The organism is Weissella confusa (assembly GCF_004766315.1).
GTDB lineage: Bacteria > Bacillota > Bacilli > Lactobacillales > Lactobacillaceae > Weissella > Weissella confusa_A.
Genome location: NZ_PVSN01000020.1, coordinates 88,360 through 100,707 on the forward strand (window position 1 = coordinate 88,360; position 12,348 = coordinate 100,707).

At 45.0% G+C, this 12,348-nt stretch carries 15 protein-coding genes and 1 rRNA gene; 15 read left to right on the forward strand and 1 reads right to left on the reverse strand.

From position 1 onward, the window contains the following. Nucleotides 1-5 precede the first annotated feature (5 nt). The 11 genes from C6P11_RS03255 (at nucleotide 6) to rpoZ (ending at nucleotide 9,498) form a co-directional block, all read left to right on the forward strand. Nucleotides 6-545: an ECF-type riboflavin transporter substrate-binding protein gene (locus C6P11_RS03255; RefSeq protein WP_135518553.1), complete on the forward strand. Its 540-nt coding sequence runs from the start codon at nucleotides 6-8 to the stop codon at nucleotides 543-545. A 181-nt stretch (nucleotides 546-726) separates the two neighbouring features. Beyond that, on the forward strand, nucleotides 727-1,617 hold the full coding sequence (locus C6P11_RS03260; RefSeq protein WP_135518555.1) for a bifunctional 5,10-methylenetetrahydrofolate dehydrogenase/5,10-methenyltetrahydrofolate cyclohydrolase: 891 nt from the start codon (nucleotides 727-729) through the stop codon (nucleotides 1,615-1,617). Further along, nucleotides 1,602-2,867, forward strand: coding sequence for an exodeoxyribonuclease VII large subunit (gene xseA / locus C6P11_RS03265; RefSeq protein WP_135518557.1), 1,266 nt, complete (start codon nucleotides 1,602-1,604; stop codon nucleotides 2,865-2,867). Before C6P11_RS03260 ends, xseA begins: the two co-directional genes overlap by 16 nt. Then, nucleotides 2,867-3,085, forward strand: coding sequence for an exodeoxyribonuclease VII small subunit (locus C6P11_RS03270; RefSeq protein ID WP_003610280.1), 219 nt, complete (start codon nucleotides 2,867-2,869; stop codon nucleotides 3,083-3,085). The genes xseA and C6P11_RS03270 overlap by 1 nt, the downstream gene beginning before the upstream one ends. A 1-nt stretch (nucleotide 3,086) precedes the next feature. Then, nucleotides 3,087-3,950 carry a polyprenyl synthetase family protein gene (locus C6P11_RS03275; RefSeq protein WP_135518559.1) on the forward strand — a complete coding sequence of 288 codons (864 nt, stop codon included), beginning with the start codon at nucleotides 3,087-3,089 and terminating at the stop codon, nucleotides 3,948-3,950. Then, complete coding sequence (locus C6P11_RS03280) at nucleotides 3,950-4,798, forward strand: TlyA family RNA methyltransferase (RefSeq protein ID WP_135518561.1); 849 nt, start codon at nucleotides 3,950-3,952, stop codon at nucleotides 4,796-4,798. The genes C6P11_RS03275 and C6P11_RS03280 overlap by 1 nt, the downstream gene beginning before the upstream one ends. Continuing rightward, a complete protein-coding gene (locus C6P11_RS03285; RefSeq protein ID WP_135518563.1) occupies nucleotides 4,785-5,234 on the forward strand; it encodes an arginine repressor in 450 nt (149 codons plus the stop codon). Before C6P11_RS03280 ends, C6P11_RS03285 begins: the two co-directional genes overlap by 14 nt. Nucleotides 5,235-5,255: 21 nt before the next feature. After that, on the forward strand, nucleotides 5,256-6,944 hold the full coding sequence (gene recN, locus C6P11_RS03290; RefSeq protein ID WP_135518565.1) for a DNA repair protein RecN: 1,689 nt from the start codon (nucleotides 5,256-5,258) through the stop codon (nucleotides 6,942-6,944). 110 nt (nucleotides 6,945-7,054) lie between these two features. After that, nucleotides 7,055-8,614 carry a patatin-like phospholipase family protein gene (locus C6P11_RS03295; protein WP_135518567.1) on the forward strand — a complete coding sequence of 520 codons (1,560 nt, stop codon included), beginning with the start codon at nucleotides 7,055-7,057 and terminating at the stop codon, nucleotides 8,612-8,614. 39 nt (nucleotides 8,615-8,653) lie between these two features. Next, nucleotides 8,654-9,271, forward strand: a complete 618-nt coding sequence (gene gmk / locus C6P11_RS03300) for a guanylate kinase (RefSeq protein WP_003610267.1) — start codon at nucleotides 8,654-8,656, stop codon at nucleotides 9,269-9,271. Continuing rightward, entirely contained in the window at nucleotides 9,268-9,498 is a 231-nt protein-coding gene (gene rpoZ / locus C6P11_RS03305) for a DNA-directed RNA polymerase subunit omega (RefSeq protein ID WP_003610265.1), read from the forward strand. Before gmk ends, rpoZ begins: the two co-directional genes overlap by 4 nt. 94 nt (nucleotides 9,499-9,592) lie before the next feature. On the opposite strand, the gene C6P11_RS03310 is transcribed toward rpoZ, so the two are convergent. Continuing rightward, entirely contained in the window at nucleotides 9,593-10,255 is a 663-nt protein-coding gene (locus tag C6P11_RS03310; protein ID WP_135518569.1) for a VTT domain-containing protein, read from the reverse strand. A gap of 147 nt (nucleotides 10,256-10,402) precedes the next feature. Here C6P11_RS03310 and C6P11_RS03315 point away from each other — a divergent pair, with 147 nt between their 5' ends. The 4 genes from C6P11_RS03315 to C6P11_RS11070 form a co-directional block, all read left to right on the forward strand. Further along, nucleotides 10,403-10,984 carry a peptidylprolyl isomerase gene (locus C6P11_RS03315; protein WP_003610262.1) on the forward strand — a complete coding sequence of 194 codons (582 nt, stop codon included), beginning with the start codon at nucleotides 10,403-10,405 and terminating at the stop codon, nucleotides 10,982-10,984. Between the two features lie 63 nt (nucleotides 10,985-11,047). After that, nucleotides 11,048-11,449, forward strand: coding sequence for a CvfD/Ygs/GSP13 family RNA-binding post-transcriptional regulator (locus C6P11_RS03320; protein ID WP_135518571.1), 402 nt, complete (start codon nucleotides 11,048-11,050; stop codon nucleotides 11,447-11,449). Between the two features lie 18 nt (nucleotides 11,450-11,467). Continuing rightward, nucleotides 11,468-11,854, forward strand: coding sequence for a hypothetical protein (locus C6P11_RS03325; RefSeq protein ID WP_135518573.1), 387 nt, complete (start codon nucleotides 11,468-11,470; stop codon nucleotides 11,852-11,854). Nucleotides 11,855-12,269: 415 nt separating this feature from the next. Continuing rightward, nucleotides 12,270-12,348: ribosomal RNA gene (locus C6P11_RS11070) — 16S ribosomal RNA — on the forward strand; the annotation flags it as partial.

A 12,348-nucleotide genomic window follows, 5' to 3' on the forward strand; every position in this document is an offset into this window, starting at 1 on the left:
ATTCCATGAATCATAATGTTTTGTCAGCGCACAAGGTAATCGGGACAATTGTTGGGACGATTATTTTTGTGTTGTTGTTTAAATATGTTGCCTGGCCTTCAGGCGTTTCACATACCGATATCACGGTGGCACCAGCTTGGTTGGCCTTGATGTCAGCTATTTTTGGACCAATTGCTGGGTTTATTGTTGCCTTCATTGGACATTCATTGACTGATTTGTCATCAGCCAACTTGGATTCAGTTTGGTGGACTTGGGCTATTGCTGACGGTATGTTTGGTTTCTTTATTGGACTAGCCACGACTCGAATTGGTGTCTTTGTTGGTGAATTAACGTCACGCAAACTGGTCTTGTTTAATATTTGGCAAGTCATTGCGAACGCAGTGGTCTGGTTGGTGATTGCCCCATTGGGAGATCACTGGATTTACGGTACAACGCTTGGTAAGGCGTATGCGCAAGGTGGTATGGCAATGCTAGCGAACACGTTGGTGATTGCGATTATTGGCACATTATTTATTAAGTTGTACCATACCTGGTTTGTTAAGTAGTCAACGGTCTTTATTCATTAGAAATAATGGCTGATGATTTTTGGAATTTAACACAAATTAAAACGGCTGAGCCCTTTAAAAATAAGGGTTCGGCCGTTTTTCATTTGGACTGGTTCATGGTTTAAAGTGATAGATTGTGGTAAAATTTATGCATTGATAATGAATAAAAGTGAGGTGCACCATGGGAAAGTTAATTGACGGCAAGCAAATTGCCAAGGACTTACGTGCAGCCGTTGCGCGTCAAACTAAAAAGTTGGCAACGCAAGGGATTACACCGGGGTTGGCTGTTATTTTGGTTGGGGATGACCCAGCCAGTGAGATTTACGTTCGCAACAAGGAACGTGCAGCTGGTAAGGTTGGTGTGAATGCACAAACAATTAAGTACCCAGCAGACACTTCAGAAGCAGAGGTGCTAGCCAAAATTGCTGAACTTAACGCTGATGATAGCGTTGATGCGATTTTGGTGCAAAGCCCAGTGCCATCACAAATTGATGAACACAAGGTTCAAGAGGCGATTGACCCGCGCAAGGATGTCGATGGTTTCCACCCAGAAAACATTGGTCGTCTGTATGCGAACCGTGAAGGATACTACCCAGTTGCCAACACGCCACGCGGTATTATGACGATGTTGCACCACGAAGGTGTTGATGTAGCTGGAAAGCATGCTGTTGTTATCGGGCGTTCGATTTTGGTTGGTCGTCCAATGGCAGCCTTGCTTCAAGCGGCCAACGCAACCGTGTCACTATTGCACCGCTACACACCGGCATCGTTGACGGAATTATTGGTGAGTGAAGCTGACATCGTGATTGTTGCAACCGGTGTGCCTGGTTTGATTAAGGGATCAGAATTGAAGGCCGGTGCGGTTGTGATTGATGTCGGGATTAACCGCCTTGAAGATGGTTCATTGGTGGGGGATGTTGATTTTGCATCAGCTGAACCTGTCGCAAGTTTGATTACGCCAGTCCCAGGTGGTGTCGGACCAATGACAATTGCAACGTTGCTACAAACAACGGTTGAACTTGCCGCACAACACCACGGGGTTGCATTGGAGGACCCATGGCAGACTATCTAACAGTATCGGCGTTGACGTCGTACTTAAAGCGTAAGTTCACAGCGGATCCCTATCTAAAAGAGGTCTACGTAACTGGTGAAATTTCCAATTATCGCCAACGTCCAGGCCACCAATACTTTTCATTGAAAGATGATGGGGCGGTGCTGAACGCAACCATGTTTAAGTTTGCTTTCCAAAAGTTGCAGTTTAAGCTGGAACCGGGGATGAAGGTGAACGCCGTTGGTCACATGGATTTGTATGCGCCCAACGGTTCATACAGTTTGATTATTGATAAGCTGGAACCAGATGGGGTCGGCGCATTATATCAAGCGTATGAACAATTGAAAGCGAAGTTAGCTGAAGAAGGTTTGTTTAATCAACTGCAACGACCAATCCCACGTTTTCCAAAGAAAATTGCGGTTATTACATCACCAAGCGGTGCGGTTATTCGTGACATTATGACGACGGTACAACGCCGTTATCCGATTGCTGAAATCGTACTTTATCCAGCGGTTGTGCAAGGGGATGGTGCGGTACCATCGCTAACTGCTCAGATGACGGCGGTTGCTGAAGCTGGTGATTACGACGTTTTGATTATGGGTCGTGGTGGTGGCTCGATTGAAGATTTGTGGGCCTTTAACGAAGAAGCTGTGGCTCGTCAAATGTTGACCATGCCAATGCCGATTATTAGCTCAGTTGGACACGAAACAGATACGACGATTGCTGACTTTATTGCTGATCAACGCGCTGCCACACCAACGGCCGCTGCTGAATTGGCAACACCAGTTCCTTTGGCTGATTTGTGGTTAGGCATCCAACAAATGCAACAACGTTTGGTGAATCAAATGCAACGTCAAGTTGTTAATTCTCAAGAACGTTTACAACGTTTGCAAAACAGTTATGTGTTGACACAGCCGGCTCGTCTTTACGAGGGTTACTTACAACGTTTGGACATTGCCCAGCAACGACTACAACAATCTGTTGTGACTTTGGTGACGCAACGTCGCCATCAATTCGATTTGATTGCACCGCGTTTAACGAATGCGATGACGCGTCAAACGGAAAATGCGCAACAACGGGTCGGCAGAGCTGCGGCAGGGTTGCAATTAGTTAGTCCATTGGCAATTTTAGCGCGTGGCTATAGTGTTGTTGAACAAGACGGACATATTCTAAACTCTGTGGCAGATGTCACGTTGCAAGAAGACGTTTTGATTCGCCTGGCAGATGGTCAAGTGACAGCAACGGTAACGAAAAAGGAAGAAACAGAATAATGGCAGAAAAGACATTTGAAGAAAACTTGGCAACGTTGGAACAAATTGTTGCCCGCTTGGAAAAGGGTGATGTGCCTTTGGAAGAAGCGTTGAAGGAGTTTGAGACCGGCGTCAAGTTGAGTCAAGAACTACAAAAGACACTGCAAACGGCTGAACAAAGCTTGGCAAAGATTGTTAATGCGGATGGTTCAACCTCAGATTTTAATCCCGAGGCGTAGTATGAATTTAACAGAGTTTGCCAGTGAAGTTGTCCCAAAGATTGAAGAGACTTTGGCAACGGAATTGACCCAAAGCACGACCGAGAAGACGCTCCGCGAGGCGATGACATATGCTGTGATGGCTGGTGGTAAGCGATTGCGTCCATTGCTAACTTTGGCAGTTGCCCAATCGTATGGTATGGGCGTACCAGGATTGGTTCGCGCAGCGAGTGCGTTGGAATTGATTCACACGTACAGCTTGATTCACGATGATTTACCAGCGATGGATAATGATGATATGCGTCGTGGTAAGCCAACGACTCACCGCCAGTTTGGTGAAGATGTCGCAATTCTAGCGGGGGATGCCTTGCAACCATTGGCTTATCAATGGTTGGCGAGTGATCCGCTATTAACCACACCGCAAAAGGCTGAGTTGATGTTGCAACTAGCTTTGGCATCAGGTGCAAACGGTATGGTGGCTGGTCAAGTGATGGATATGGCGGCAACGAATGCTGATACGATTACACTTGATCAAGCGAAGGCAATTCATTATCGCAAGACCAGTGCGTTGATTGCCTATGCTGCCATTGCTGGTGGTATCATGGCCCACGCATCAGAAGCAGTCAAAGAACAACTTTGGAATTTTGGGATGGCTTATGGCCTTGCTTTCCAAATTAAGGATGATTTGGATGACCTTGGTCAGGACGATGATGAGGATAAGCAAGCATATCCAACGCTACTTGGGGTGCAAGGTGCGATTGATGCTTTACGTGAACAAGTCGCACTTGCCAATCAGGCGTTGCAAAAGCTTGGTGAACTAACAGGCAATGACATCGCACTGTTGGTATCATTTTTGGATTACTTTAACGAGACATTGGAGAAATAATGGCGATTGAGAAAGAACGAGTAGATGTTTTAGCGGTTCAGCAAGGACTTTTTACCTCGCGTGAACAAGCTAAGCGTGCAATTATGGCTGGCGAAATTTTGGGCGAAAACGAGCAACGCATGGACAAGGCGGGTGAGAAGATTCCCGTAACAACTGAGTTGCACTTGAAGGGTGCGCCTATGCCATATGTATCACGTGGTGGCTTTAAGCTTGAAAAGGCTTTGGATGTGTTTGACATCTCAGTTGATGGCAAGACAGTTTTGGATATTGGGTCTTCAACGGGTGGCTTTACCGATGTGTCATTGCAAAACGGTGCTAAGTTGGTTTACGCCCTGGACGTGGGAACAAACCAATTGGCTTGGAAGTTGCGTTCAGATGAGCGTGTTGTTGTAATGGAAAACACCAACTTCCGCTACTCTGAATTGCAAGATTTCACCCAAGGGCAACCTGAAGTGGCGACAATCGACGTTTCATTCATTTCGTTGAACTTGATTTTGCCACCTCTTTCAAAGATTTTGACGCCTGGTGGATCAGTCGCAACATTGATTAAGCCACAATTTGAGGCGGGTCGTGAAGCAATTGGTAAGCACGGTATCGTCAAGGATGCCGCAACACACTTGGCAGTTATTGATAAAGTAGCTGGCTACGCAAAGGCAGCTGGGTTCAGTATTGTTGGGTTGGACTATTCACCAATTAAGGGTGGATCAGGAAACATTGAATTCTTGGCTCACTTGGTACTTGATGGTGGTGATAGCACGATGTCTGAAGCTGAACGCGAAGCTGTGGTGGCTGGTGCACACGCACAATTGAATGCACGTCGTGAGGAAAAGACGGATGAGACGAAGTAAGCAAGAACGTCAACAAGCCATCAAGACGTTGATTAGCAACGAGCAAATTCAACGCCAAGAAGACTTGGTACGTAAATTGAATGAAGCTGGTTGGGAAGTCACGCAAGCAACGATTTCACGTGATATTACCGAAATGCAATTAGTAAAGGTGCCACTACCGGCTGGTGGATTTGCCTACGCTGTGATGTCAGGGGCTGATTATTTTGGTCAGCTTGGTCGTATTTTGCAAGAGACCACAACTGATGTTGCAACCCAAGGGAATATGATTATGATTAAGGTGGCGCCAGGAACTGGTCCGGCTTTGAAGACGGACCTTGAAGAAGCGAATTTGCCAGAAGTGTTTGGGCTAATTGGGGATGATGCGGGCGTTTTGGTAATCTTGCGTGAAGGCGAGCTTGCAAAGGACTTTGCGAACAAGTTGACGGCGCAAGCTTAGTTAACGGAAGAGGAGCATGCTATGCTACAAGAATTATCAATTCAAAATTTTGCGATTATTCCGAAGCTCAACATTAGCTTCCAACCTGGGATGACTGTTTTAACTGGTGAAACTGGGGCTGGAAAGTCAATTATCATTGATGCTGTGGGCCTACTAACTGGTGGGCGTGGTTCGCAAGATTTTATTCGTGAGGGCGCTGATAAGGCGGTCTTGCAAGGGTTAATTGATGTGGAACCAGGCCAACCAATTACACAACTGCTTGATGAGTTGGGGATTCCACTAGAGGACAACCAACTATTGATTCATCGTGAGTTGCACAAAAGTGGGCGCAATGTGATTCGGGTTAACGGTAGCTTGGTTAATGCCACGACACTTAAGGAGATTGGTCAACACCTAGTTGATATTCATGGTCAGAATGAACATCAGGAGTTGATGCAAGTCGAGCGCCATTTGGCCTTGTTGGACGAGTATGGTAAGAAGACAATTGGCCCAGTACTTGAAAAGTACCGGGCGGCATACGAGACTTACCGTAGTCTGGAAAGTGCATTCCACAAGCGTCAAGCTGACGAACAAGCCTGGGCACAACGTCTTGATATGTTGAGCTTTCAAAGTAAGGAATTGGCGGATGCTAGTTTGGTTGAAGGCGAAGAAGAGATGCTGGAAGCTGAGTATCAGGAACTAACCAACTTCCAAGATGTTTTGGCGGCACTGTCTAAGGCGCATGAAGCATTGGACGGCGACTGGGATAATAACGGTCTAGAGACGATTTCGACCGCCATGAGTGCCATGGAAGACATCGAAGAATTGTCACCAAAGTATGCAACGTTAACTGAAGCGGTTCGTGGCGCGTACTACGAATTGCAGGAAGCGGCGTCTGAGATTTTGTCGGTACGTGACGGCCTGGAATTTGACGAGGAGCGTCTACGAGAAGTCGATGATCGATTGAACTTGATTCGTTCATTAGAGCGTAAGTATGGCGCAACAATTACCGATGTCTTGTTACACCAATCTAAGGTCGATGCAGAGTTGGCTGAAATGGGTGGTGGCGAGCAATCGGCTGCTGAATTGGCTGAACAAGTTGAAGTTGCTGAACAAAAAGCCCGTACGCTAGCTGAGAAGCTACACGAATTACGTCTTAAGGCAGCTAAGCAATTGGCGACAAAAATTCATGATCAACTGAGTGATTTGTACATGGAGAAGGCTGTTTTCTCAGCTCACATCACGGAGTTGAAGGATTTGAACGCTACCGGGTTGGATGCAGTTGAATTCTACATTCAAACAAACCCAGGTGAAGGTGCTAAGCCGTTGGTGAAGATCGCTTCCGGTGGTGAGTTATCGCGAATGATGCTCGCAATGAAGACGATTTTTTCACGTGAGCAAGGCATTACGTCAATTATCTTTGACGAAGTTGATACCGGCGTGTCCGGTCGTGTCGCCCAAGCCATCGCTGAAAAAATCGCGGTGATTGGTCGATACTCACAGGTGCTAACGATTACGCACTTGCCACAAGTTGCGGCGGTCGCTGATAACCATTACTTTATCGAAAAGCAAGTGGTTGGTGATCGCACTGAGACAAGTATTCACACACTTTCTGAGGTTGAACGCGTTAATGAAGTTGCCAGAATGTTGTCTGGGGATGAGTTAACCGAGGCGGCCAAAGAAAACGCCCGTGACTTGATTCAACGAGCGGTTGCCAAACGAAGTGAATAGAATTAAAAACCAGGACTTTTTGGTCCTGGTTTTTTTAAACTCAAAACTTGCATGCTGACATAAAGTGTCTAGAATAAAGATACGATTATTTTGAGAGTGAGGGTGATGATATGCCAATCGTAACGGGTAAATTAACACCACAACAAGTTGCGCCGTTTGGTCAACTATTAAATATATATCCTGACGCAGCTGAGGCTCGTGACAGATATAATGCGGTAAGTTCCGACACACAAGGGCTGTTGTTCGTTACTGATGATGATGCAGTTGAAGGTGCAGTGGTTTACCGTGAGCAAGATGGGGATGTGACGCTAATTAGTGCCCTAGGCTGGAAAGCAATCGACCGCTTGTCTTTGTTTGAACAGTTAATCACCTATTTCAGCAAGCAACGCGTGAAATCACTAACGATAAAGGTGGCCCCAAATCAGACAAATAGTCCATTGCTGGCTGGCTTTAACCGCGTGGCTGAGTTAACGTATCGGCATGATTTTTCATACCCAGTTGCGCTGGTACTTGGTGGTGGTGGGGCACATGGCGCGTTTGAAGCAGGCGTTTTTGATGTGTTAAAGGCACGTGGTATTGTGCCACAAGAAGTGCTGGGTGTTTCGGTCGGATCAATTAATGCCATGTCATTTATGCATTTGAACAGTGATATTTCGCACCACACCTGGGACACTTTGACGACAGATGTTGTGTATGAGGTTGATGAAGTCGGTGTTTCTAGAACTGACTTTACGAAGACGATTGCCACTCACTTAGTTGGGCGACACTATTTCAACAAAGAATCATTGCGCGAATTAATTTACCCAGTTGTTGTTCATGAATTGGCCACACCAAGGTTGGCAGAAATGACCCTGGTGGCGACGGAGTTTCCGCTACTAAAGGCTGTACCATACAGTGTGACGGATGAAACCACGGCTGACGAATTGACTGATTGGATTTTGGCATCGAGTGCGTTTTACCCCGTTGTGTCACCAGTTATGATTAACGGGAAGCAATACATTGACGGGGGGTATTCAAATAACCTGCCGATTAATATTGCGGCTGACCACGGTGCGAAGGAAATCTATGCCGTGTCAATTATGGATGGGGTGCCTGAAAACTGGGACCGCCCAGATGATGCCGTCGTCCACTTCATTCGGACACCGTGGCAATTTGGCCCACTGCTAGACTTTTTCCCTGACTTAAGTGCCACCTATGTACGTCTTGGCGAAATTAGAACCCGTCAAGTACTTGGTGAACTGGGTGGTTATTATTATGCTTTGCCGGCAGATATTGATTTTAGCTGGTTGGGTGGTAGTCAGTTGGTCAAATGGTTGGCAACTGATCCGGTAACGGCACCGATTGCAGCCCTTTTGACTGATTTGCCAGTTTGGTTGGCATGGCAACAATGGATTCGACGTGATGCTGATCCTGAACAAAAGGAGACGCCGAAGGGACAAGGATTGGCAACGGTTGAACGTTTAGCGCGATTATTAGAGGTTGATAAGCTAACAGAGTATGATTTGACGTCATTTATTGCGGCAATTATCATCGCAGGCAAGGAAAAACGTGATGTGTTGCCGATGCCAACTGGTGCGGTTAGTCGTGCTTATATCTTGGCTAATTTAGATGTCGTGCTAAGTGCCGTGTTGTTCTTGTTGTCTAAGTCGGAAAAAACGAGTAGAATATAAAATTGATTAGCTAGAGAAAAAGATAGGAGTAAGAGTACCATGAAGCGTGGCGTATTGATCGTACTATCGGGTCCGTCGGGTGTTGGTAAAGGGACTGTGCGAAAGGCGTTGTTTGAAGAAACAGACATCGACTTTCAATATTCAATCTCAATGACCACACGACACCCCCGAGCAGGTGAAGTAGACGGAGAGGATTATTTCTTCGTAACTCGTGAAGAGTTTGAGGCAGAAATCGCCAACGACGGTATGTTAGAGTACGCCGAGTATGTGGGAAACTACTACGGCACACCAAAGAGCTTTATTGAAAAGACTTTGGCAGCCGGTCGCGACGTCCTATTGGAAATTGATGTTCAAGGTGCTTTGCAAGTGAAGGAAAAGATGCCAGAAGGTGCATACATCTTCTTGACGCCACCTGATCTTGGTGCATTAAAGGAACGTTTGATTGGTCGCGGTACTGAAGCGATGGAAGTTATCGACCGTCGTGTCTCTGCTGCAACTGCTGAAATTCGTATGATGGCTAACTATGATTATGCTGTCGTGAATGACGAAGTACCTTTGGCAGTTGATCGTATTAAGGATATTATCAAGGTTGAACGTTTGCGCGTTAACCGTGTGTTGCCAGAATATATTGCAATGATTGAGGAGCTAGAATCATGATTTTATACCCATCAGTTGATAAGTTGTTGGAACGTGTTGACTCACGTTACAAATTGATTGCTTTGGGAGCTAAGCGCGCCCACGAATTGGAGCAAGGTGCATTGCCAACGTTGGCTCACTTTGATTCAGTTAAGCCAATTGGCCAAGCATTTGAAGAAATCGAAGCCGGTAACGTTGTTATCGACGAAGAAGCTACTAAGTTGGAAGCCGAGCACTTGGCTGACTAATAGCACTAAAAAAGACCATCCATTAGTTTGGGTGGTCTTTTTGTATAGTTAGGTACAAAAAAGGTCGCGACATCAAATCGCGACCTTTTTATTATTATTGATTCATTTGCTTTTGCTTCTTGCTGATAATTGATTGACGTACCGCGCTGATGATAGCAGGCAATGCCGTTACCACCAAGATACCGATAATAACCAATGAGAAGTGCTCACTGACAAATGGGATACCACCGAAGTAGTAACCGGCTTCAACGGCGACAACAACCCAAATAGTTGCAGCGATAACTTCAAGCATCAAGAAGTTCTTGTACTTGAAACCTGAAATGGCAGCCGTAAATGGTACCAAGGTACGAATGATTGGCAAGAAACGTCCCAAAACGACAGCCATCTTACCATGCTTAACGAAGAACTCGTTTGCCTCAGCTAAGTGCTCATCCTTAATGAAACGACCAAGTAGTGGGTGCTTAACCAACTTCAAACCAACCGTGCGGCCCAAGAAGAAGTTCAATGAGTCACCAGATACAGCGGCAATCCAGAACATAATCATGAGTACCCAGTGATTAAGGATGCTACCATGCAAAGCTGAAATTGATCCAGCTGCAAATAGTAGTGAATCTCCAGGAAGGAACGGGAAGATAACTGATCCCGTTTCGATGAAGATGACAGCAAAAAGCGCGACGTATGACCAAATGCCCCATGCGTTAACCAGATTGTTCAAATGAACATCAAGGTGCAGGAACAAATCGATAATGTGCATCATAATATTTGTTTACTCCCAGTAATCTGTTTGAATGTCTATTGACAACTAGAATCTAGTTTACCATGTTTTCAGGGGCAGTGTGAGTGGCCTTAATGTTTATGTTATAATACAAGCAGTGAATTTTAAGATTTAGAGGAGAATGAAGATATGGCATTGCCACAATTTGATTTGGCTGCAGTAGAAGGCCCAGTTGCTGTTTTGGAAACAACAAAGGGTACGGTAAAGATTCAATTGTTCCCAGCACAAGCACCTAAGACGGTTGAGAACTTTGTTGGATTGATTGAAAAGGGTTACTACGATGGCATTATTTTCCACCGTGTAATTAGCGACTTCATGATCCAAGGTGGTGACCCTACTGGAACTGGTATGGGTGGCGAGTCACTTTGGGGTGATTCTTTCGAAGATGAATTCTCAGATGAAGTCTTCAACTTGCGTGGTGCCTTGTCTATGGCTAACGCTGGTCCAAACACAAACGGTTCACAATTCTTTATTGTGCAAGCTTCACGTGTACCAGCGAACATGTTGCGTCAACTAAAGGGTCTTGTACCTGATGAAGTTGTGTCAGCATACGGTGAGCAAGGTGGTACGCCATGGCTAGACAAGCGTCACACTGTATTCGGTCATGTTATCGAAGGTATGGATGTTGTTGATGACATGGCTAAGGTTCGTGTTAATTACGCAGACAAGCCACTTGAAGATATCAAGATTATCAAGGCAACGATTGCATAAGGTTGTCACTCGGGGTTAACCCGAGATACATATAATAAGAAAAACTAATTAGAGGAGGTTATTATGGCTTATCATATTGGCGAGATTGTCCAAGGCACTGTAACGGGTATTCAACCATACGGTGCTTTTGTGCAACTCGATGATCATACACAGGGACTAATACATATTTCGGAGTGTCGATCAGCATTTATTCGACATGTCGGGGATGAATTGCATGTTGGTCAAGTAATCGATGTCATGATTCTAGATATCGACCAATATAATGAAAAGATTTCATTGTCACGTCGCAGTGTCTTAGATGCTAATCAAAAGGTACGCATGGATCGTGAAAATCAACGTGTTGATAATTGGCACCATCATTACTGGACTAATCAGCACTTGAATATTGGTTTTGAAACGATTGCAGATAATCGCGATGATATGATTGCGGAAGCATTGCAACGTTTGAACGCACACGTTCACTAATTAAAGGGGGATGGCATAATGTCATTAATCGCAGGAACAGTTGTCTTTACTCGAAATGATCAATCATATTTCTTGGTGACCGATGAAGTGCCAACACCACGCTTCTACACAGTTAAGATGCACAAGCATGATGGTGATACTGCATTGGGTTCATTACTAACGGGGATGAAGGATGAACTTGGCTTTGATATTGACAATCTTCATCTAGGAGAATTTGCGGCATGGCATGGTCAAGGTTTGGAGACTGCGGAAGATTTGATTTCGCTCTATACGTTTGAACCAGTAGATGCTTCACTTTTCAATATGGATCGACTAGGATTGCTAGGCCTACAGTTTATGAATGCCAAGGATGCGGCCGATCTGCTTCGTAATGTTGATATGACAGGCGTTGCACGATTGGATTAAATTGGGGCTTGCATTTATCTTAGATGTTCGGTATTATATTCAAGTTGAGTTTTTCAAACGAATCTAATTCGCATGCAAAACGATGCAAAATGAATTGAATTTGGTTGTTGACAATCATTAATCAATTCGATATGATATATAAGTTGCTTGCGACGGAATATGTGTTCAAACTGTGAATGAGTTGTTTAAACAATTTGAAATAAGTTGTTGACATCTACTTCTTAAGTTGGTAAGATATAAAACGTTGCTGATGAGCAACTGCGAGATAGTTCTTTGAAAACTGAATATCGTTTCGATGAAACAAATGTGTAGGGTCATCAAGCTAAGCTTGATGCAAAAACATTTGCGAAGTCAATTCGCTAGTAACTTCGTTTAACTTCTGTTAAACAACAAAAATTGAGTTATACTCAAACTTCAAATTGAGAGTTTGATCCTGGCTCAGGATGAACGCTGGCGGCGTGCCTAATACATGCAAGTCGAACGCTTTGTGGTTC